Annotated in this window: 14 protein-coding genes; 10 read left to right on the top strand and 4 right to left on the bottom strand. The window is 74.3% G+C overall.

Translation table 11 applies throughout. The annotated features are described in order from the left end of the window. Position 1 precedes the first annotated feature (1 nt). The 7 genes from AB0I15_RS28025 to AB0I15_RS27995 are packed head-to-tail and all read left to right on the top strand — an operon-like array spanning position 2 to position 16,394. On the top strand, positions 2-1,051 hold the full coding sequence (locus tag AB0I15_RS28025) for a MupA/Atu3671 family FMN-dependent luciferase-like monooxygenase (protein ID WP_358101639.1): 1,050 nt from the start codon (positions 2-4) through the stop codon (positions 1,049-1,051). Then, positions 1,048-5,754, top strand: coding sequence for an amino acid adenylation domain-containing protein (locus AB0I15_RS28020; protein ID WP_358101637.1), 4,707 nt, complete (start codon positions 1,048-1,050; stop codon positions 5,752-5,754). Before AB0I15_RS28025 ends, AB0I15_RS28020 begins: the two co-directional genes overlap by 4 nt. Then, positions 5,751-9,524, top strand: a complete 3,774-nt coding sequence (locus AB0I15_RS28015; RefSeq protein WP_358101635.1) for an amino acid adenylation domain-containing protein — start codon at positions 5,751-5,753, stop codon at positions 9,522-9,524. The genes AB0I15_RS28020 and AB0I15_RS28015 overlap by 4 nt, the downstream gene beginning before the upstream one ends. Beyond that, entirely contained in the window at positions 9,524-12,763 is a 3,240-nt protein-coding gene (locus tag AB0I15_RS28010) for an amino acid adenylation domain-containing protein (protein ID WP_358101633.1), read from the top strand. Before AB0I15_RS28015 ends, AB0I15_RS28010 begins: the two co-directional genes overlap by 1 nt. Next, complete coding sequence (locus AB0I15_RS28005; protein WP_358101631.1) at positions 12,760-14,829, top strand: beta-ketoacyl synthase N-terminal-like domain-containing protein; 2,070 nt, start codon at positions 12,760-12,762, stop codon at positions 14,827-14,829. The genes AB0I15_RS28010 and AB0I15_RS28005 overlap by 4 nt, the downstream gene beginning before the upstream one ends. Next, entirely contained in the window at positions 14,826-16,004 is a 1,179-nt protein-coding gene (locus AB0I15_RS28000) for a cytochrome P450 (protein WP_358101629.1), read from the top strand. The genes AB0I15_RS28005 and AB0I15_RS28000 overlap by 4 nt, the downstream gene beginning before the upstream one ends. Before the next feature lie 9 nt (positions 16,005-16,013). Beyond that, positions 16,014-16,394, top strand: a complete 381-nt coding sequence (locus tag AB0I15_RS27995; RefSeq protein ID WP_358101627.1) for a VOC family protein — start codon at positions 16,014-16,016, stop codon at positions 16,392-16,394. Here the strand turns inward: AB0I15_RS27995 and AB0I15_RS27990 are convergent. After that, a complete protein-coding gene (locus tag AB0I15_RS27990) occupies positions 16,369-17,277 on the bottom strand; it encodes a TIGR03619 family F420-dependent LLM class oxidoreductase (RefSeq protein ID WP_358101625.1) in 909 nt (302 codons plus the stop codon). The two genes, AB0I15_RS27995 and AB0I15_RS27990, sit on opposite strands and share 26 nt — an antisense overlap. An 18-nt stretch (positions 17,278-17,295) precedes the next feature. Here AB0I15_RS27990 and AB0I15_RS27985 point away from each other — a divergent pair, with 18 nt between their 5' ends. Both AB0I15_RS27985 and AB0I15_RS27980 read left to right on the top strand, forming a co-directional pair. Beyond that, positions 17,296-18,156 (top strand): phosphotransferase, encoded by an 861-nt coding sequence (locus AB0I15_RS27985; protein WP_358101623.1) that lies wholly within the window; start codon positions 17,296-17,298, stop codon positions 18,154-18,156. Positions 18,157-18,214: 58 nt separating this feature from the next. Further along, entirely contained in the window at positions 18,215-18,481 is a 267-nt protein-coding gene (locus AB0I15_RS27980) for a zf-TFIIB domain-containing protein (RefSeq protein ID WP_358101621.1), read from the top strand. 71 nt (positions 18,482-18,552) lie between these two features. Here AB0I15_RS27980 and AB0I15_RS27975 read toward each other — a convergent pair whose 3' ends face one another. From AB0I15_RS27975 to AB0I15_RS27965, 3 genes are all read right to left on the bottom strand, one after another. Next, positions 18,553-19,536: a hypothetical protein gene (locus AB0I15_RS27975; protein ID WP_358101619.1), complete on the bottom strand. Its 984-nt coding sequence runs from the start codon at positions 19,534-19,536 to the stop codon at positions 18,553-18,555. Between the two features lie 37 nt (positions 19,537-19,573). Continuing rightward, on the bottom strand, positions 19,574-21,217 hold the full coding sequence (locus tag AB0I15_RS27970; RefSeq protein ID WP_358101617.1) for an ABC-F family ATP-binding cassette domain-containing protein: 1,644 nt from the start codon (positions 21,215-21,217) through the stop codon (positions 19,574-19,576). 254 nt (positions 21,218-21,471) lie between these two features. Then, positions 21,472-21,993 (bottom strand): CGNR zinc finger domain-containing protein, encoded by a 522-nt coding sequence (locus AB0I15_RS27965; RefSeq protein ID WP_358101614.1) that lies wholly within the window; start codon positions 21,991-21,993, stop codon positions 21,472-21,474. A gap of 25 nt (positions 21,994-22,018) precedes the next feature. Between AB0I15_RS27965 and AB0I15_RS27960 the strand changes: the two genes are divergently transcribed. Further along, positions 22,019-22,186 carry a hypothetical protein gene (locus AB0I15_RS27960; protein WP_358101611.1) on the top strand — a complete coding sequence of 56 codons (168 nt, stop codon included), beginning with the start codon at positions 22,019-22,021 and terminating at the stop codon, positions 22,184-22,186. Positions 22,187-22,238 lie beyond the last annotated feature (52 nt).

Genomic DNA, 22,238 nt, shown 5'->3' with positions numbered 1-22,238 from the left:
CATGGAACTCAGCGTGATGTTCTTCGGCGCGGACGACGCGAGCGCCGGCGGCCACGCCGCCACGTACGACGACATCCTGGCCATCACCCGGGCCGCCGACCGGCTCGGCTTCACCGCCGTCTGGACCCCCGAGCGGCACTTCCAGCAGGTCGGCCAGGTCTTCCCGAACCCGGCCCTGCTCAGCGCCGTTCTGGCCACGGTCACGGAGCGCATCCACGTACGGGCCGGCAGCCTCGTACTGCCCCTGCACCACCCGCTGCGCGTGGCCGAGGACTGGGCCGTCGTGGACAACCTGTCGCGCGGCCGGGTCGGCGTGTCGGTGGCCACCGGCTGGCATTCGAAGGACTTCGTGCTGGCCCCGGACGCCTTCGAGGACCGCAGGGAACGGGCCTTCCGCGACCTGGCCCTGCTGCGGCGGTTGTGGGCGGGCGAGGCGGTGGAGTTCATCGACGGCGCGGGCGAGCGGGTGGCGGTGACGTCGCAGCCGAGGCCGTACTCCTCCGTGCTGCCCCTGTGGACCACCACGTCGGGCAGCCCGCAGACCTGGGAGGCGGCCGGGCGGCTGCGCACGAACATCCTGGGCGCCACCATCGGCCAGACCCGCGAGGAGCTGGCCGGCAAGATCCGCCGCTACCGCGACGCCTACGCCGCCGCCCCCGAACAGCCCGGCACCCCGCCCCGGGGCACGGTCACGCTCATGGCCCACACCTACGTGGGCGACTCCGACGAGCAGGCCGGTGAGCGGGCGGGCGGGCCGCTCAAGGCGTACCTGAGGTCGTACGTGGCGCAGACGGCGGCCAACAAGGGCGCCGCCGACGGGCGGGCGGCCACGCTGAGCGAGGCGCAGCTCGGCACGCTCGCCGAGTTCGCCTTCCAGCGCTATCTGAGCTGGGGCAGCCTGCTCGGCTCGCCCGAGACGTGCCGCAAGAGCCTGGCGGACCTGGCCGAGCTGGGCTGCGACGAGGTCGCCTGTTTCGTCGACTTCGGGCTCGGCCGCGACGACGTGCTCGCCGGCCTGGAGCGGCTGGCCGACCTGCGGGAGGGCATGTGAGCGAGCGAACGGTGAAATCCGGCAACAGCGCCGAACGATTCGCCGCGCTCGGCGGCGAGCGCCGGGTGGAGCTGCTGCGCCGCCTGGTCGAGGCGGGCCGGCTGGAGGCGGCCCCCGACATCGTGCCGCCGCGCGACGTGTCGCACCCGGTGCGGCTCAGCCCGGCGCAGGAGGACCTGTGGGTGTACGAGTCCCTCTATCCGGACACGGCCGCGCTCAACCTGTGCTGCTCCTACCATTTCGACACCCCCGTCGACCCCGCCGACCTGGAGGCGGCGCTGACGATCGTGCTGGGTCACCACGACAGCCTGCGCATGCGGATCACGGGCGAGGTGGGCGACCTGCGGGTGGACCTCGCGCCGGCGGAGCTGTTCACGCTGGAGCGGGTCGACCTGCGCGGCACGGGCGTGAGCCTGCGTGAGGCGCTGCACGCCTTCAGCCGCCGCACGTTCGACCTGGACGGCGGGCCGCTGATCAGGGGCCGGTTCATCACCGTGGACGGCACGCGGTCCACGCTGGTGCTGGCGCTGCACCACATCGTGACCGACTGGTGGTCGTTCGACGTGCTGCACGGCGAGCTGACCGAGGCATACCGGGCCGTGCGCGAGCGCGCCGAGCCGCGCCTGCGCCGCCCCGCCATCCAGTACGCCGACTTCGCCGGCTGGCAGCGGGAGCTGGAGGCGGCCGGGGTGTTCGAGGCCCAGCTCGCGTGGTGGCGCGGCTACCTGGCGGACCCGCCCCGGCCCCTGACCGTGGGCCCGGCCGCGCCCGGCGGCGGCTTCGGGGTGGAGCAGATCGCCTTCCGCATCGACGCGCGCACCGAGGCCGCCGTGCGCGCGCTGGCCAGAGAGCGCGGGGCCACCGTGTACGGGGTGCTGATGGCGGCTTTCGCGGTGTTCGCCCACCGCCTGACCGGCGAGCCGGACCTGATCACCGGCACCCCCGTGGCCAACCGGTCGGCCAGGGGCCTGGACCGCGTCATCGGGTACGTCATGAACTCCGTGCCCGTCCGCTGGCGCCTCGGCCCCGGCACGACGTTCGCCGCCCTGCTGGCCCGCTTCACCGCCGAGTTCCCCCAGGTGCTGGCCAACGCCGACGTCCCCGTGGGCCGGATCGTCCGGTCACTGGACCCGGAGCGGGTGGCCGGGCGCTCACCGCTGTTCCAGTGGGTGTTCATGCACCTGCCGCGCCAGGAGAGCGTGGCCAGGCTGCGGGAGATCGCGGACCCCGAGCGGGTGCACACCGGCGGGGAGCACGACCTGATCGGGATCGTGCGCGACGGGGACGACGGGTTCGAGGCGAGCCTGGAGATCCGGACCGACCTGTACGCGCCCGAGGTCGTACGGGCCTGGGCGGACGCCTTCGCGGCGCTGCTCGCGTCGCTGGTGGCCGAACCGGACGCGCCGGTGTCGCTGGCCTCGATGGTGTCCGCGGAGGAGGCCCGGCGCCTGCTGTCCGAACTCGACGGAACCTCGCCCGACGCGACCTCGCCCGACAGGACCTTGCCCCACGGGACCTTGACCAGCGCGACCTTGCCCCACGGGACCGGGTTCGGCAGGGCGGGCTTCGACCGGACCGGGCTCGGCGGGGTCGCCGGCGTGGCGCCGTCGAGTTTGCCCGATCTGGTGGCGCGGCAGGCCGAGCGGACGCCCGACGCCGTCGCGGTGGAGTCGAGCACCGGGCCGGACGCGGAGCGGCTGACGTACCGGGAGCTGGTGGAGCGGGCCGACGGGCTGGCCGGGGCGCTGGTGGAGCGTGGTGTCGGGCCCGAGCGGGTGGTGGCGCTGGGGCTCGGGCGGTCGATCGCCCTGGTGGTGGCGATCCTGGCGGTGCAGCGGGCGGGCGGGGCGTACCTGCCGCTCGATCCGGAGCATCCGGCGGAGCGGCTGGCGTACATGGTGGCGGACGCCGGGGCGGAGGTGCTGATCGCGGAGGCGGGAGCGCTGCCGGAGCTGGCCGTGGAGCGCCTCACACCCGACATTTCGCACTTTAATGCGAAATTTCAGCCTATCGAGCTGCACAGCGCCGCCTACGTGATCTACACCTCCGGCTCCACCGGCCGCCCCAAGGGCGTCGTCGTCAGCCACGCGGGCATCGCGAACCTGGCGCACTCCCTGATCGCCCACTTCGGGCTCGACGGCGGGAGCCGGATCCTGCAGCTCGGGGCGCCGACGTTCGACATCTCGATGGCCGAGCTGTGCATGGCGTTCGGCTCCGGCGGCACGCTCGTCATCCCGCCCGCCGGGCCGCTGGTGGGCGCGGACCTGGGGCGGGTGCTGCGGGCGGGGCGGGTCACGTTCGCGCTGATCACGCCGTCGGTGCTGGCCACGGTGCCGCCCGGCGACTATCCGGACCTGCGCGGCCTGTCCTCCGGCGCCGACGTGTGCCCGCCGGAGCTGGTGGCGGCGTGGGCGGGCAAGGACTTCTGGAACGCGTACGGCCCGACGGAGACCACGGTCGCCGCCAGCGTCAGCGACCTCCTCACCCCCGGCGGGGGCCTGCCGCCCATCGGCCGCCCCCTCACCGGCACCCGCCTGTACGTCCTGGACGCCCGCCTGCGCCCGGTGCCCGTCGGCGTACCCGGCGAGCTGTACGCCGGGGGCGCCGGGGTGGCGCGCGGCTATCTCGCCCATCCCGGCCTCACGGCCGAGCGCTTCGTGGCGGACCCGTACGGCGCTCCGGGCGAGCGCATGTACCGCACCGGTGACCTCGTCCACCGGCGCGCCGACGGCCAGCTCCAGTTCCTGGGCCGGGTGGACGACCAGGTCAAGGTCCGCGGCTTCCGCATCGAGCCGGCCGAGATCGAGGCCGTCCTGGCCGCCCACGACCAGGTCGCGCAGGCGGCCGTGACCCTCCGCGACGGCCGCCTGATCGCCTACCTCGTCCCCAGCACAAACGGGCACCAGCCGACCGGAGCGCAACCGCATGCCACGGACGGGCGAAAGCCGGCTGACGCGCAGGGGCGCGGCGCGGACGGGCGTGAGACGCAGGCGCATGTCGGGGGCGTGTGGGAGACAGGCGAGGTGCTGGCGCATGCCGTGGCGGCGTTGCCCGCGCACATGGTGCCGAGCGCGTTCGTGGTGCTCGGGACGCTGCCGCTGACCCCGCAGGGGAAGCTGGACCGGGCCGCCCTGCCCGCCCCCGACACCGTGCCCAGGACGGCGCGCGAGCCGGTCACCGAGCGTGAGTCGGCCCTGTGCGGGATCTTCGCCGAGCTGCTCGGCCTGGCCGAGGTGGGCGCGGACGACGACTTCTTCCGGCTGGGCGGCGACAGCGTCATGGCGATCCAGCTCGTCAGCCGGGCCAGAGGGCGAGGGCTCGAGCTGACCCCGCGCGAGGTGTTCACCGCCAGGACCCCGGCCGCGCTGGCGGCGCTGGCCCGCGCGACCCGGGCGTCCGTCACGGCAACGGTCGCGGACGACCCCACCGGACGGTTCCCGATCACGCCGATCATGCACTGGTGGCGCGAGCACGGCGGCCCCCTGGACGCCTTCACCCAGTCGCTGGTGCTGCCGGTGCCGGAGGGGGTGGGCGAGGACCGGATCAGGACGGCCCTGCGCACGCTCACCACCCGCCACGCGGCCCTGCGCATGCGCCTGCTGCGCCACGCCCCTGCCGACTGGGAGCTGGAGGTGCCGCCCCCGGAGGAGGCGGCGGAGGTGCCGTTCGCGCCCGAGGGCTCGTCCGTGCCCCGGCCCGATCCGGAAAGCGGGCGGATGCTCGCCGCCTCCTGGGCCGCCCCCGGCCGCCTGCTGGTCACCGCGCACCACTTCGCCGTGGACGGCGTCTCCTGGCGGATCCTCGGCCCCGAACTGACCGCCCTGCTCGCCGGCGGGACCCCGGCCCCCGTCCACGGGACGTCGTTCGCCCGCTGGTCACGTCTCCTGACCGCCGAAGCGACCCGCCCTGAGCGTGTGGCGGCCGAACTCCCCTTCTGGGAGGAGATGACGGCGAAGGCCGAGCCTCTCCTGGAGTCCGCAGGGCACGGCGGTCCGCGTGCCGTCCTCACGCGGACGCTCCCGCCGGACCTCACCGGGCAGGCGCTCACCCACCTCCCGGCCGCCTTCCGCTGCGGCCCGAACGAGGTGCTGCTGACCGCCCTGGCCATCGCCGTGACCCGCTGGCGCGGCGGCACCGGCGTGCTGGTGGACGTCGAGGGGCACGGCCGTGAGCCGCTCACAAGCGAAAGCGACGTCTCCGGTACGGTCGGCTGGTTCACCACCCAGTACCCCGTCGGCCTGGACGCCACCGGTACCCCGGCCGAGGCGCTCAAACGGATCAAGGAACGCCTGCGCGCCATCCCCGATTCCGGGCTCGGCCACGGCCTGCTCCGCCACCTCAACGCGGACACGGCGGCCAGGCTCGCCCGCCTGCCCGCCGCCGACCTGCGCTTCAACTACCTGGGCAGGTTCGAGGGCGAGCTGCGGGGCATGCCGGACGCGCCGATGGCGTACGCGGTGGAGCTGGACACGATCGCCCAGGCGGGCCGGGACGGCACGAGGCTGGTCGCGAGCTGGTCCTACGCCGCCGAGACGCTCGCGGAGGAGCGGGTGGCGGCGCTGGCCGAGCTGTGGGCGGACGCGCTGGCCGAGCTCGCCGGGCAGGCCGGCGCGGGCGGCGCGACGAGCTCGGACTTCCCGCTGGTCGAGCTGACCCAGAGCCAGCTCGACGCGCTGGAGGCGGACCTGGACGGTGACTGGTGAGCGGCAAACTGGCCGACGTGCTGCCGCTCTCCCCCGCCCAGGAGGGCCTGCTCTTCCACGCCCTGTACGGCGGCGACGACGCCTACGTCGTCCAGGCCAGGTTCGCCATCGACGGCCAGGCGGACCCGCCGCGCCTGAAGGCGGCGGTGGAGTCGCTGCTCGGCCGCCATCCGAACCTGCGCGCCTGCTTCCGCCACAAGGGCCTGGACCGCCCCGTCCAGCTCGTGCCGCACCGCGTGCGCCTGCCGTGGACCGAGGTGGACCCGCCGTCGGAGGCCGAGCTGGAGCGCATGCTGGAGGCCGACCGGCTGCGCCCCTTCGACGTCACCAGGCCGCCGCTGGTCCGCGCCACGCTGGTCGGCCGCCGGGAGCTGGTGCTGACGATGCACCACCTGCTCGTGGACGGCTGGTCGATGCCGATCCTGGCCAGGGAACTGGCCACCCTGTACGCGGGGGACGGCGTGTTACCGCCCGCGCCCGCGTACCGCGACCATCTGGCCTGGCTGCACGCCCAGGACGGCGAGCGGGCGCTGCGGGCCTGGCGTGAGGCCCTCGCCGGCCTGCCGGGGCCGACCCTGCTCAGGCCGGGGGCCGGCGCGGCCGGCCTGCGGCAGGCGAACGTCGAGCTGGAGCTGACGCGGGAGCGGAGCGAGGCCGTGCGGCGGCGGGCGCGCGCGGCCGGGGTGACGCTCAACACGGTGGTGCAGGCCGCGTGGGGCCTGGTGCTCGGGCGGATGACCGGGCGCGAGGACGTGGTGTTCGGCGCGGTGGTGTCCGGCCGGCCGCCGGAGGTGCCGGGCGTGGAGTCGATGGTGGGGTTGTTCATCAACGCCCTCCCGGTACGGGTCCGTACCGGCGAGCCCCTGTCCCGCCTGCAGGATGAGCAGTCGCGGCTCACGCCGTTCCACCACGTGCGCCTGGCGGACGTGCAGCGCGGCACCGGCGAGCTGTTCGACACCCTGCTGGCCTTCGAGAACTACCCCCGCGACGGCCTGTCCTCCCCAGGCATCAGGCTGACCGACGTCCACGACGCCACCCACTACCCGCTCACGGTCACGGTGGTCGCGGGCGAGCGGCTCTGGCTGCGCCTCGGCCACCGCGCCGACCTGTTCACCCGCGCGGAGGCGGAGGCCGTGGCGGAGCGCCTCGTCACAGCGCTGGAGGGCGACGAACTGCCCCCTGCGGAGGCGCACCGGCTGATGGTGACCTGGAACGAGACCGGGCGACCCGAGACGGCCGGGTCGGTGGCGGAGCGGTTCGCGGCGCAGGCGGCCCGCACGCCGGACGCCGTGGCCGTCGAGCACGGCGGGCTCGCGCTCACCTACGCCGAGCTGGACGCCCGCTCCGACCGGGTGGCCGCCCGGCTGGACGTGGCGCCGGAGACGCCGGTCGCGGTGCTCATGGAACGCTCGCCGGACCTGGTGGTGGCCCTGCTGGCGGTGCTGAAGGCGGGCGGCTGCTACGTGCCGCTCGATCCGGGCCAGCCGCCGGCCAGGCTGGAGTGGCTGATGGCGGACAGCGGCGCCCGGATCGTCCTGACGAGCCTCGACGAGGGCGACCAGGCGTTCACCGGCCCACCGGTCCGCCCGGACGCCGCCGCCTACGTCATGTACACCTCAGGCTCCACCGGCACCCCCAAGGGCGTCGTCGTCACCCACGCCAACATCCTGGAACTGGCCGCCGACCGCCGCTTCGCCGAGCACCGGCGGGTGCTGCTGCACAGCCCGCACACGTTCGACGCGGCCACGTACGAGCTGTGGGTCCCTCTGCTGAACGGCGGCACCGTCGTCATCGCGCCGCCCGGCCCGCTCCACCCCGGCACCCTCGAGAAGGGCCGCCTCAGCGCGGTGTGGCTGACGGCCGAGCTGTTCCGCACCCTGGCCGACCTCGCCCCCGGCGCGCTCGCCTCGGTGCGGGAGGTCTGGGCGGGCGGCGACGTCCTGCCGCCCGACGCGGTACGGCGCGCGTCCCGGCACGGCGCCCGGGTCGTCAACGGGTACGGCCCCACGGAGACGACCACGTTCGCCACCGGCCACCGTGTCGCCCCCGATCCTGGCACGGGCCCGGTCCCGATCGGCCGCCCGCTCGACAACACCCGCGTGTACGTCCTGGACGCCCGACTGCGCCCCGCGCCGGCGGGGACGACCGGGGAGCTGTACATCGCGGGGACCGGGGTCGCCCGCGGCTACCTCGGCCGGCCGGGGCTGACGGCGGAGCGCTTCGTGGCGGACCCGTTCGGGCCGCCGGGCGGGCGCATGTACCGCACCGGGGATCTGGCGCGGTGGACGTTCGAGGGGGAGCTGGAGTTCGCGGGCCGGGCGGACGGCCAGGTGAAGATCCGCGGCTACCGCATCGAGCCCGGCGAGGTGGAGGCGGTGCTGGAAAGCTGCCAGGACGTCCACCGCGCCGTGGTCACCGCCGTCACCACACCGGCGAACGGCACCCCGCCGGCCACACCGGCCACACCGGCCACACCAGCGACTTCAACCGCTTCAACCGCTTCAGCCACGCCAGCGGCGCAAGCCGCGTCCGCCGGTGGTGGTGAGCCGTTCGCCCGGCGGCTCGTCGCCCATGTCGTGCTGGCCGGCGGCGGCGCGATCGAGCGGGTGCGGGAGCACGCCGCCACCCATCTGCCCGAGCACCTGCGCCCCGCGCAGTACGTCCCGCTCGACCACCTCCCCCTCACCCCGCACGGCAAGGTGGACCGCGCGGCGCTCCCCGCCCCCGGGCTCCCCTCCCGGGCCGCCGCGCCGCCGCGGACCCAGCGCGAGAAGGCGCTGTGCGACCTGTTCACCCAGGTCCTGGGCGGCGAGGCGGGCGCGGACACCGACTTCTTCGAGGCCGGCGGTGACTCGCTGCTCGCCATGCGCCTCACGGCCGCCGTCGAGGCCACGATCGGCGTCCGCACCACCATCGCCGCCCTGTTCGAGGCCCCCACCCCCGCCCGGCTCGCCGTCCGCCTCGACCGGGCGGCCCTCGAACTGGACCTGTCCCCGCTGCTGACGCTCCGCGCGGAGGGCGACCGGCCGCCGCTGTTCTGCGTGCACCCCGGCCGGGGCATCGGCTGGTCGTACACCGCCCTGCTCCCCCACCTCGCCCCCGGCCGCCCGGTCCACGCCCTGCAGTCGCCGGTGCTCCAGGACGGCGGCCACCGGCTGCCGGGCGGCATGCGGGAGCTGGCCGAGGACTATCTGGCGCGGGTGCGGGCCGTCCGCCCGGAGGGGCCGTACCTGCTGCTCGGGCACTCGTTCGGCGGGCTGCTCGCGTACGAGATGGCGGCCCTGCTGCGTGCGGAGGGGCAGGAGGTGGGGCTGGTGGCCTCGCTGGACGCGGTGCCGTGGCCGCCGGGGACGGATCCCGATCCGGCGGCCGTGGAGCAGGAGGCGCTGACGATCCTGCTGCGCACCCGCACCCTGCACCCGTACGCGCAGCCGGGGCCGCTGGAGCGGGCGCGGGTGTTCGCGGCGGTGCGCGGCAGCGAGGGGCCGCTGGCGGGGCTGGACGACGCCCACCTGTCCGCCGTGGCCGACACGGTGGCCGGGCATCTTCGGCTGGCCGTGACGTACCGGCCCTCCCCGTACGACGGGACGGTACTGCTCTTCTCGGCCACCGCGCAGCCCGGCGGCCTGCCCTCGGCGGTCAAGGCCGGGCGGTGGGCCCCGGCCCGCGTACGCGTCCACGACCTCGGCTGCGGCCACAGCGACCTGCTCAGGCCGGGACCCGCCGCCGAGATCGCCCGAGTTCTCGAACCGATCCTCCGGGAGTGGTGATGGTGCCGGTTGAGTACGAGTTCCCCGTGTCGCCCGCACAGGCCAGGCTGCTGGTGCTGGACCAGCTCAACCCCGGGACCGCCCAGTACAACGTGCCCGTGGCCTACGCCGTGCGCGGCCGTTTCGACGCCGGGGCGTTCGAGGCGAGCCTGGCGGCCGCGATCGCCCGGCACGAGTCGCTGCGGACGGTCTTCCGCCCGCATGACGGCCAGTACCTGCAGGTCGTGGCGGAGGAGGCGAAGCCGGCGCTGCGGATCGAGCGGGACGTCCCGGCCGGGGAGGTGTGGGCGGCGCTGAGGGCGGAGGCGGCCCGGCCGTTCGAGGTCGAGGCGGGGCCGCTGCTGCGCTGCGTCGTGTACGCCCTGGACGACGGCACCCACCGCGTCCTGCTGACCGCCCACCACCTGGTGTGCGACGGCTGGTCCCTGCGCCTCCTCCTCCAGGAGATCGCCGACGCCTACCGCGCCCTCACCACCAGCGCCCTCACCACCGGCGGGCCCCCTTCGGAGGACGGGCCCGACCCCCTTCAGCCCCGGCGGCCCCCGGAAGCCGGGCCGGAGCCTCTTCAGTACCCCGACTATGCCGCCTGGCAGCGCGAGCGCCTCGCCTCGCACGCCCTCGACGAGGCCGTCGCCTTCTGGGCCGGCACGCTCAAGGGCGCCCCCACGACCCTCGCCCTCCCCACCGACCACCCCCGCCCGGCCGTGCAGTCCACCGCCGGCGGCGTGGTGCGGCTGGAGTTGCCCGGCGACCTGCGCGACCGCCTGGCCGAGGTCGCCGCCCGGCGGGACGCGACGCCGTTCACGGCGCTGTTCGCCGCGTTCGCGGCCTTCCTGGCCCGGATCACCGGCCGGCGGGACCTGATCGTGGCCGTCCCGGTCTCGGGCCGCGACCACCCCGACGTGCAGGGTCTGGTCGGCCTGCTGGCCAACACCCTCGCCCTGCGCGCCGACGTGTCGGGCGAGCCGTCCTTCCTCGACCTGATCGCCCGGGTCCGCGACCATCTCCGCGCGGCGCACCCGTACCAGGAGGCTCCGTTCGAGGCGGTCGTCGAGGCGGTCGTGCCGGGCCGGGAGCTCAGCCACGACCCCCTCGTCCAGGTCATGCTCGCCTACGACGACGACACCCGGCTCGACCTCGACCTGCCCGGCGCGCGGACCGAACGCCTGGAGCTGCTCCTGGACGACGCCAAGTTCGACCTGCTCCTGAGCGTCCAGCGTGACGGGGACGGCCTGGCCGCCCACTTCGTCCACCGCGCGGACCTGTTCGAGCCCGCCACGGTCCGCCACTGGGCCCGCGCCTTCGAGACGCTGCTCGACGGCCTGCTGACCCGTCCCGGCCTGCCGGTGTCCGCCGTCGACCTCCTCCCGGCCCGGGACCGTCGGCTGATCCTCCGCGACTGGAACCGCACCGCCGTCCCCACCCCGGCGGCCCTGGTCCCGGACCTGGTGGCCGAGCGGGCCCGGGCGCGGCCGGACGCCACGGCGCTGGTGCACGGCACGACCAGGCTCACCTACGGCGAACTGCTGGACAGGGCCGACCGGCTGGCCGACCGGCTGCGCGCCGCCGGCGTCGGGCCCGAGGTCCCCGTGGGGCTCTGCCTGCCCAGGGGCGCGGACATGGTGGTGGCCGCGCTCGCCGTGCTGCGCGCGGGCGGCGCGTACGTGCCACTCGACCCCGCCCACCCGGAGGCCCGCCTCCGGTTCATGATCGCCGACGCCGGCGTACGCCTCCTGCTCACCGCCGAACCCAGGGACCTGGGCGTGCCGGCGACCACCCTCCAGGACCGGCCGATCCCGCGCCTGGGGCCGCCGGGCACCGCGCCGCCCACCCCCGCCGGCCTGGCCTACATCCTCTACACCTCCGGCTCCACCGGCACCCCCAAGGGTGTGGCCGTCGAGCACCGCGCCCTGCTGAACCTGGCCACCGCCGTCCGCGCCGCCTTCCCCGTGACGGCCGGCGACCGGGTGCTGCAGTACGTGTCGTTCGGCTTCGACGTGGCCGTCTCCGACCTGTTCTTCACCCTCACCGCCGGGGCGGAGCTGCACGTGGCGGCCGAGTGCGAGCGGCTCGGCGACGACCTGTACGCCCGCCTGCGCGACTCCCGCGTCACCTACGCCTTCCTGCCCCCGTCGGCCGCCATGTCGCTGCCGTGCCCGCCGGACGCCCTCCCCGACCTGCGCACGCTGGCCATCGGCGGCGAACCGTGCCCGCCCGAGCTGGTGGCGCGCTGGGCCACGCCGTCGCGGCGGGTGCTGGACGCGTACGGGCCGAGCGAGACCACGGTGTACGCCACCACCGCCGCCCTCCTGCCGGGCGAGCCCGTGGTGATCGGCCGGCCGGTGCCGAACTCCCGCGCGTACGTGCTGGACGACCGGCTGCGTCCCGTGCCCGTGGGCGTGACCGGGGAGATCTACGTGGCGGGGTCGGGCGTGGGGCGCGGGTACGCCAACCGGCCGGGGCTGACGGCGGAACGCTTCGTGGCCGACCCGTTCGGCGCTCCGGGCGAGCGCATGTACCGGACCGGCGACCTCGGCCGCTACGGCGCCGACGGCGCCATCTCCTACCTGGGCCGGGTGGACACGCAGGTCAAGCTGCGCGGCTTCCGGGTCGAGCTGGGCGAGATCGAGACCGTGCTGGCCGCGCACCCGGGCGTCTCCGTGGCGGCGGCGGCCGTGCGCGGCGACCGGCTGGCGGTGTACGCGGTCGCGGCCGGCGCCGAGCCCCCCGCCACGGAGGTACGCGCGTGGCTGGCCACGCGGCTGCCCGGCTACATGGTCCCCGACACGGTCGTCTTCCTCAACAGGCTGCCCCTCGGCACGTCCGGCAAGATCGACAGATCCCGGCTGCCCGAACCACCGCTCACCCGCCCCGACCTGGGCCGCCCGTACGTCGCCCCGTCCACCGCGACCGAGCGGCGCCTGGCCGCGATCTGGACGCAGGCCCTGGGCCTGCCGGAGGTCGGCCGGCACGACAACTTCTTCGACCTGGGCGGCAACTCGATCCGGCTGCTCGCCGTCCTGGCGGCCCTGCGCGAACACGGCCAGGACGGCGGCGTCGGCCTCGTGGACCTGTTCCGGCACCCCACGGTCGCCGCGCTGGCCGCCCACCTGGACACCCTCTCGGACAGCGCCGCCCCCGACCAGCTCGACCAGCTCGACCAGTCCCGGCGGCGGGGGCAGGACAGACGCGAACGACTGGCCGCCCGCAGGAACGCACAGAAAGGCAGCAGCCAATGACCGACGCACCGGCGGTGGCCATCGTGGGCATGAGCGGCCGTTTCCCCGGCGCCCGCGACCTGGGCGAGTTCTGGCGGAACCTGCGCGAGGGCGTCTGCTCGATCACCGACTTCACCGACGAGGAACTGCTCGCCGACGGCGTGGACGCCGACGAGCTGCGCGGCCCCGGATACGTGGCGGCCAAGGGGTTCCTGGCGGAGGCGGACCGGTTCGAGCACGAGCTGTTCGGCTTCAACGCCACGGAGGCCGGGGCGCTGGACCCGCAGCACCGGCTGCTGCTGGAAACGGCCTGGTCGGCGCTGGAGGACGCCGGGTACGACCCACTCCGGGCGCCCGCCAGGACCGGCGTCTACGTGGGCGGCGGGCCGAGCGAGCACGCCGTCGCGGCGCAGGTGGATCGGGGGCTGCGGTCCCGGCTCGGGCCCATGCACGTGCGGGTGTTCACCGACCGGGAGTTCCTGGCGGGCTGGCTGTCGTACCGGCTGGGCCTGACCGGGCCGAGCCTGACCGTGCAGACGGGCTGCTCGACGTCGCTGGCCACGGTGCACGTGGCCGTGCAGGCGCTGCTGACCGGCGAGTGCGACCTGGCGCTGGCGGGCGGCGTGTCCATCGATTCGCCGTACAGGCGCGGCTACGTGTACGAGCCCGGCGGCATCTCCTCCCCCGACGGCCGCTGCCGCCCCTTCGACGAGAAGGCGGCCGGGACGGTCGGAGGCGACGGAGTGGGACTGGTGCTGCTCCGGCGGCTGGAGGAGGCCGTGTCCGACGGAGACCCGATCCACGCGGTCATCCGGGGCACGGCGGTCACGAACGACGGCACGGCCAGGGTGGGGTTCACCGCGCCGGGGGTGGACGGCCAGACGGCGGCGATCGTGGAGGCGTGGGCGGCGGCGGGCCTGGACCCGGCCGCGGCCCAGTACCTCGAGGCGCACGGCACGGGCACGGACCTCGGCGACCGCATCGAGGTGGCCGCCGCCGCGGCGGCCTTCACCCGCGAGGAGACCGGGCGTTGCGGGATCGGATCGGTCAAGTCGAACGTCGGCCACCTGAACGCGGCGGCGGGCGTGGCCGGGCTCATCAAGGTCGCGCTGATGCTACGCCACCGCACGACGGTCCCCACGGTGAACGTCACCCGCCCCCACCCCGACCTGGCCCTGGACACCACTCCGTTCCGCCTGCTCACGGCCACGGCCCGCTGGCCCCGCCCGGCCTCCGGCCCGCGCCTGGCCGGGGTGTCCTCACTGGGCATCGGCGGCACGAACGTCCATGTCGTCCTGGAAGAACCCCCGCAGCCGCCACCGGCGAACCCCCACCCGGAGCTCCCCTTGGTGCTGCCGCTGTCGGCCCGCACCCAGGCACAGCTCGCCACCGCCGCCCGGCGGCTGGCCGCCGCGCTGCGGTCCCCGGACGCGCCGCCCCTGACCGACGTCGCCCACACCCTCGCCCACGGCCGCGCCGCCCTGAACGTCCGCGCCTACGTCGTCGCCACGACCCACGAGCAGGCCGCCACCGCCCTGGACGCCCACACCACCCCGGACGCCCTGGACGCCCACGCCGCCCCGGACACCCACACCGCCTCGGACACCCACACCGGCCTGGAGACGCACGCCGCCCTGGGGAGCCGCACCGCGCAGGCGTCTTCGCTGGGTGAGGCGTGGCTGGCGGGCCAGGACGTCGAGTGGCCCGACGACGGCGGACGCCGGGTGCGCCTGCCCGGCCACCCGTTCGCGGGCCCGAGCCACGGCGCCCTCACCCTGAACGCCCCGCCGGCCCCGGAGCCCGCCCGGCAGGACGACGACGACGACGTGACGACCGCCGTGACCGAGCTGTTCATGACCACCCTGGCCCTCCAGGGCCCCGACGACCTCGCCAAGACGTACTTCGCCGTCGGCGGCGACTCCCTGACCGCCGTCTTCCTCGTCAGCGAACTCCGCGACCGCTTCGGCAGGGACCTCCCGATCGAGCTGTTCCTCGGCGCGCTCACCATCGAGGAGCTCATCGCCCGCGCCACCGGCGGCGAGGACGACGACCTGCTCGGCGACCTCCTGGACGAGCTCGAACGATGAGACCCCAGCCGGACCCCGCCGCGATCGACGAGCTGGACCTCCTCGACCCCCGCCTCCACGCCACCCACGACCTGACCCCGGTCTGGCGCCGGCTGCGCGCCCACGACCCGGTACGCAGGCACGACCGCTTCTGGAGCGTCACCCGCCACGCCGACGTCCTGCGCGTCGTACGCGACCCCGGCACCTACACCTCGCTCCAGGGCAACATGCTGCGCACCCTCCTGCGCGGCCACGACCCCGGCGCGGGCCGGATGATCGTCGTCACCGACGGCCGCAAGCACGCCGACCTGCGCCGCCTGCTCACCCCCGGTTTCGGCCCCCGCACGCTCGGCCCCGTCACCCGCTCGATCGCCGAGGCCACCCGCGACCGGCTCGGGTCCCTGGTCGAGCGCGGCGGTGGTGACTTCGTGGCGGAGGTGGCCGCCCAGGTGCCCCTGCGCGCGATCTGCGAGCTGCTCGGCGTCCCCGTACGGGACCGGCGGCGGGTGCTGGAACTGACCGGCGAGGCCATGCTGGGCGAGGCCGCCCCCACCTCGACGACCGCCAGGATCGCGCAGAGCGAGATCCTGCTCTACTACACCCGCCTGGCCGCCGAACGCCGCGCGGCCCCGGGCGACGACGTCATCAGCCTGCTCGTCTCCGCCGGCCTCACCGAGGAGGAGGTGCTGCTCAACTGCTACAACCTCATCATCGGCGGCGACGAGACGGCCCGGCTGGCGATGGCCGGCGGCGTGCTGGCGCTGGCCACCCATGAGGAGCAGTGGGCCCGCCTGCGCGCCGACCCCGCCCTGGTCCCCGCCGCCGCCGAGGAGATCCTGCGCTGGACCACCCCGGCCGCCCACGTGGGCCGGACCGCCACCCGCGACACCGAGCTGTCGGGCCGGCGCATCGCGGCCGGTGACGTGGTGGCGCTGTGGACCGTCTCGGCCAACCGCGACGAGTCCGTCTTCGCCGAGCCGGACCGGTTCGACGTGGCCAGGACGCCGAACCGGCACCTGACGTTCGGCTACGGCCCCCACTTCTGCCTGGGCGCCCAGCTCGCCCGCGCCGAGCTCCAGGCCCTGCTGGCCGAGCTGCGGACGACGGTGTCGGAGATCGAGGTGGCCGGCCCGGTGACCTGGCTGCCGTCGAACTTCGTCAACGGCATCGCGGCGCTCCCCGTCAGGCTGGCATAGCCTGCGGGTATGCCCGTTCATCTGAACCACACGATCGTGGCCGCCAGGGACAGAGACGCCACCGCCGAGTTCCTCGTCGACCTCCTCGGGCTGGAGCCGGCGCCGGTCTTCGGGCCGTTCCGGGTCGTCCAGCTCGGCAACAACGTCTCGCTCGACGTCGTGCAGGCGGGGGCGGAGGTGCCGCCCCAGCACTACGCGTTCCTGGTGAGCGAGACGGAGTTCGACCAGATCTGGGGCCGGATCAAGGAGCGCGGCCTGCCCTTCTGGGCCGACCCGTTCCACCGGGAGGAGGGCCGGATCAACACCAACGACGGCGGCCGGGGCCTCTACTGGGACGACCCCAACGGCCACAACCTGGAGATCATCACGGTGCCGTACGGCGGCGGCTAGGGGCCAGCGCTTCGAGGGCCTCCTCCGCCCGGCGCATCGCCTCCTTGGCGTCGCCCGTGCTGATCTCGTGGTCGAAGTTCAGGTCGTGGAAGACGTCCGTCACGCCCTGGGCGGCGAGCGCGGCCACGTCGTCCCTGATCTTGGCGTAGGTGCCCGTCAGGGGCCGGTCCTCGTCGGCCGGGCGAACCTGGGTGACGCCGCGGCACACGTACCGGAACGCGGACCCGTCGCGGCCCGACTCCGCCAGCGTCTCCTTGATCAGGGCGATCCGGCCGCCGATCGCGGACAGGTCTTCCCTGCTGGAGCTGACCCAGCCGTCGGCCAGCCGCCCCGCGCGGCGCAGGGCGACCTCCGCGGTGCCGCCGAGCAGGATCGGCGGCGGGCCGGGCGCGGGCTTGGGGTCGAGATGCGACGGCGGCACCGCGTAGAAGTCGCCCCGGTGCTCCACCACGTCGTCGGCCCACGCCTTGCGCAGCACCTCGACGAACTCCTCGCCCCGGCGCCCGCGCCGCGCCATGTCCACGCCGGCCGCCTCGAACTCCTCCGGCAGCCAGCCCAGGCCGAGCCCCACGACGAGCCGGCCGCCCGAGACGGTCTGCAGCGTGGCGAGCTGCTTGGCCAGCGGCACCGGCTGCACGTACGCGTTGATCACCGCCACGCCCAGCTCGACCCGGCTGGTCACGGCCGACAGGTGGGCCAGCGTGATCAGCGGGTCGTGCACGCTGCGGTAGGTCGGCCCCATCGGATGCCCGACGGGATAGAGCACCCGCTGGAACGTCCAGAGCCCGGCGTAGCCGAGCTCTTCCGCGCGGGTGGCGATGCGGCGCATGTTCGCGGGTGTGGCCCAGGGCCCTGACACCGGTACGGCGAAACCGACTCTCATGCCCCCTAGTCTGTACGAGTGGGCCTGGAGGAGGAGCTGGCGGGTATCGCCGCGGCGTACGGGGGAACGGGCACGCCCGTGTTACATCCGACGCGGACGGACGTCGTGGTGTTACGCAGGGGCGAGGTCGTCGTCAAGGCCCACTCGGCCCGCGACGAGGCCGAGTCGCTGCGGCCGAGGCTGCGGGCCGCCGCGTCGGCCGCGGTCAGCGGCGTGATGCTGGCCCCGCTGGAGCCCGAGGTGCTGGAGGCGGCCGGGCGCGCGGTCACGGTGTGGCCGGCGGGGCGTCCCGTCTCGCAGGACCATCCGGACGCCGCCCCCTGGGAGGAGGGGGCCAGGCTGCTGGCCAGGCTGCACGCCATCCCCCTCACGCTGCTGCCGGAGCTGCCGCCCGCCGGAGGGCCCGCCAGGGCCGCCCGCGCGGTGGCGCGCATGCCGGGCGACGGGCCTGTCGAGCAGCTCGTCAGGCGGGCGTTCAAGGAGCTGCCGGAGCTGCCGTCCTCCTCGTTGCCGGCGTTGTTCACGCACGGCGACTGGCATCTGGGCCAGCTCGTGCACCGCGACCGCTGGCTGCTCATCGACGTGGACGATCTCGGCGTCGGCGACCCGGCCTGGGACCTGGCCCGGCCGGCCGCCTGGTACGCCGCGGGCCTGCTCGACCCGGCGGTGTGGGAGCGGTTCCTGGGGGCGTACCTCGCCTCGGGCGGGCCCGCGCTCGGCCAGGGCGACGATCCCTGGCGGCGGCTCGACCTGCCCGCCCGGGCGCTGACGGTCCAGCTCGCCGCCGTGGCCGTGCTCAACGCCGAGCGCGAGGGCCGGGAACTGGATGAGGTCGAACATTCGTTGGTCGAATCGTGCAACAGAATCGTCCGAGCGTGACGGGGTTGCGCGCGGTAGGTTTCACCCTGAAACCTCGAAGCCAAGGAGAGCGACTTAGATGCAGTGCCCTAAGTGCCGCGGGAACATGCGGACCTATGAGCGCAACGGCGTCCACATCGAGCAGTGTGACAACTGTCGCGGAATCTTCCTCGACTACGGCGAGCTCGAGACGCTGACCCGAATGGAGACGCAGTACCACGCGGCTCCCCCGCCCCCCGCCCCCGGCCCCGGCCCCGCCTGGGGCGCCCCCCACCACGGCGGCGGCCACTACGGAGGTCACCACCGCGGGCAGCGTAGCTGGGTGGGCATGCTGTTCTCGACCTGATCGACGAAGGCCGCGCACCAAGGGGGTGCGCGGCCTTGCCTGTCGTTCACCGAAGAGGTCACCCGAGAAGGTCACCCAGGGAAGTCGTCCGGGTCCACGGGTGAGGTGCGGGCGTTGCCGCCGGTGATGGCGTGCAGCGTGATCCGCCAGTCGTGCCAGAGGATCTGCGTGGCGGTGAACGTCGTCTTGAACTTCACCGTCTTCTGGAACCGCTCGAAGCTGCAGTCCCGGGTGAACGCCTTGCCCTTGCCGTCCCAGTCCGCGCCGTGCGTGAAGTAGACCTTGTAGCTGCCGTCGCGCACGCCCCGGACCTTGAACTTCGCCTTCTTGCGCACATAGACGCTGAACACCTTGCTGCCGCCCCTGACGACCGTGACCACGGCGTCGCGGCTGCCGCCGTTGTCGATCTCCAGCGAGCTGCGGCCGTTGAGCGTGCCCTTGCGGATGAACGAGCCGTTGCGCAGCCGCCTGGACTGCCGGTCGGCGGCCTTCACGTCCACGACGTCGGCCGGGTAGTCGCCGGCGCTCTGCAGGTCCTCGCCCGCCTTGTCGAGCGCGGCCAGCTTGTCGCCGAGGTCGGTGAGCACGGCCGAGGAGGTGCACAGGTCCCTGGCGCCGACCTTGCCCGACGTGGCGCCGAGCGCGGTGGCGACCTCGCGCAGGCTGGTGACGTACGTGTCGTGCTGGGCGCGTACGGCGTCGGGCGGGGCGAGGGCGGACAGCGCCTCGGCGGCGCCGCTCAGGGTCTCCTCGGCCCGGCCGACCCGCTGGTCCAGGGCCTTGAGACCGCGCCCGCCCGCCAGCGCGCCGATCGCGTCGGACATCGCCTTGTGCCGGCTGTCGAGCTCGCCCTTGTACGCCTCCGGCGTCAGCGCCGACGCGCTGGGACTGCCGTTGCCCGTGCCGCCTCCGGTGGCGGGGGCGGCGCCCTTGCCACCGGCGACGCCTGAGACGGTCGCCTCGCCACCGGTCGGCGAGGCGGCACCCGAGGTGCACGCGCCGAGCGTGAGCGTCGCCAGGGCGAGAACGCAGGAGATCAACCGGGGTGAAGCCACCTGTCACACTATCGTCCGGTTGATCCCCCACCGTCAATTACGATTCGGCCAGTCCGTCCTCCCGGTCCTGCCGCAGCCAGCGGGTGATCCCCAGCGTCTCCAGGAACGGCAGGTCGTGGCTGGCCACGATGAGCGCCCCCCGGTACGCGGACAGCGCCTGCGCGAGCTGGCGGACGCTGGCCATGTCCAGGTTGTTGGTCGGCTCGTCGAGCAGGAGGAGCTGCGGCGGCGGGTCGGCGGACAGCAGCGCGGCCAGCGTCGCGCGGAAGCGTTCGCCGCCCGACAGCGTGCCGACGGCCTGGTTGACCCGATCGCCCCGGAACAGGAAGCGCGCCAGGCGGGCGCGTACCTCGTTGACGGAGGCGGAGGGGGCCACGGCCCGCACGTTGTCGACCACGCTCAGCGCGTCGTCCAGCAGGTCGAGCCGCTGCGGCAGGTAGCGGACGGGCACGTTGGCGCCGTGCCCGACGATGCGCTTGAGCAGCGTGGTCTTGCCCGAGCCGTTGGGCCCGAGCAGCGCGATCCGCTCGGGACCGCGCACGACCAGCGCCTCCAGCACCGCCACCTTGCCCGCAGCCTCACCCTCCGGCTCGCCCGCGGCTTTGCCCGCGCCCTCATCCTCCGGCTCGCCCGCGGCGGTCCGCGGTTCCAGGGGCAGGGTGAGGACCGTGCGGCCGGCGGGCACCTCGGTGCCCGGCAGCTCGATGCGGATCTCGGCGTCGTCGCGCACGGCCTGCTCGGCCTCGGTGAGCCGGTCGCGGGCCTCCTCCAGTTTCTCCAGATGGAGGGTGCGCTGCTTGCCGGCGGACACCTGGGCCTTGCGCTTGAGCCCGTTCGCGACGATCTTCGGCACCTTCTTGTTCTCGAAGGCCTTCCTGCCGTTGCGCAGGTTCCGGTCGATCCTGGTCCTGGCCTCGACGAGCTCGCGCTGCTGCCGCCGCACGTCGCCCTCGGCGGTGCGGACGATGCGTTCGGCGGCCTCCTGCTCGGTCGCGACCTGTTCCTCGTAGTCGCCGAGGTTGCCGCCGTACATGCGGACGCTCCCGTCGCGCAGCTCGGCGATCTGGTCGGCCAGCTCCAGCAGCGCCCGGTCGTGGCTGACCACCACCAGCACCCCCTGCCAGGCGGCGACCGCGGCGTAGAGCCGCCGCCGCGCGCCGAGGTCGAGGTTGTTGGTGGGCTCGTCGAGCAGCAGCACCTCCGGGCGTTTGAGCAGTTGCGCGGCCAGCGCGACCATGATGGTCTCGCCGCCGGACAGCGTGCCGACCGTACGGTCCAGCCCGACGTGGTCGAGGCCGAGCCGGTCGAGCTCCGCGCGTGCCCGCTCCTCCACGTCCCAGTCGTCGCCGACCGCGGCGAAGTGCTCCTCGGCCACGTCACCGCCCTCGATGGCGTGCAGCGCCGCCCGCGTCGCGCTGATCTCCAGCAGGTCCGACACGGTACGGCTCGCGCCCAGCGGCACGTTCTGCGGCAGGTACCCGACCTCGCCGGAGACCGACACGGACCCGGCCCGGGGGGCCAGCTCGCTGGCGATGATCTTCAGCAGGGTCGACTTGCCCGACCCGTTGACCCCGATGAGCCCCGTACGTCCCGCGGGGAACGCGGCGTCGAGCCCGTCGAGCACGGTGGTGCCGTCCGGCCAGGCGAAGGACACGTGATCTACCACAATGGAAAAAGACATAAGGCGGCTCCCATCACAAAAATCGAAATTTCGTGACTTGGCGGGAATCACCGCATACGCACGCGACACATGGGAAAAGGAACCGAGTCCACGGCAGGGACGAGGATGCCCTCAGAGGTCCAGGTGTGCGCGCGTGCCCACGAAGGGGCGGCCCATGACAGGGCGGACGGCGCGGTGCCCGCGACCTCAGATCCTCACGTCAACTGCCTCCACGGCTCGGCGATAAGACAGTGAAATGTTAGGCGATGCCCGAATCAGCTGGCAAGTTTCCTGGCCCGGTGCGCCGCCACGTTGACCCGGTTCGCGCAGGCGGGCGAGCAGAACCGGCGCCGCCCGTTGCGCGAGGTGTCCACGTAGACGATCTCGCACCCGTCCCTGCCACACCTCCCGAGCCGATCGCCGCCGGCGAAGGACATGGCCATCGCCAGGCCGCCCGCCGTGGTGTCCCTCGCCCTGGACACGACGTCGGCGTCGATGGAGAAGAAGTGCAGGTGGGGCTCGCGGCCGTCGTGGGCGCTGACGTAGGGCTTGGACGAGGACACGTCGAGCAGTTCGTTGACCAGCTTGATCTGCAGGCCCTGGTCGCTCTCCCCGAACACCGGGGCGAGCCGGCCCGCCCACTCCCGCAGCAGCCCGGCCTCCTCCTCGGTGACGACGGTGCGCAGCAGCCGGTGCTCGGTCAGCATCGCCTCGACGGCCGGCGGACTGAAGTCGGTCGCGTTGACGAGCGCCGCCGCCAGCGCCGCCCCGTTGCCACCGTAAGTGTTGAAATGCATAAGGCCATTACATCAGGTTGGAATCATGCATCTCAGAGATCTGCACGATCCCCTCGCCATGACCGTGGTCTCCTCGCACCGCACGTCGGAGGGACTGGTCTGCTATCTGCGATGCGCCTGTGGCGCCTGGGAGGTGCGCACCGCGCGGATGGTGGCCACCGCCACGCCGCGATCGGCCCAGCGCATCGACTGAGACGGTCCCGACACCCTAGAGTCGGGGCGAAGCACCCCCCAGGAGGTCAGGC

Source organism: Nonomuraea sp. NPDC050643 (assembly GCF_040654715.1).
Classification (GTDB): domain Bacteria; phylum Actinomycetota; class Actinomycetes; order Streptosporangiales; family Streptosporangiaceae; genus Nonomuraea.
Note: the sequence above shows the minus strand (reverse complement) of the source record. Positions and strands in the feature narration are given on the sequence as shown.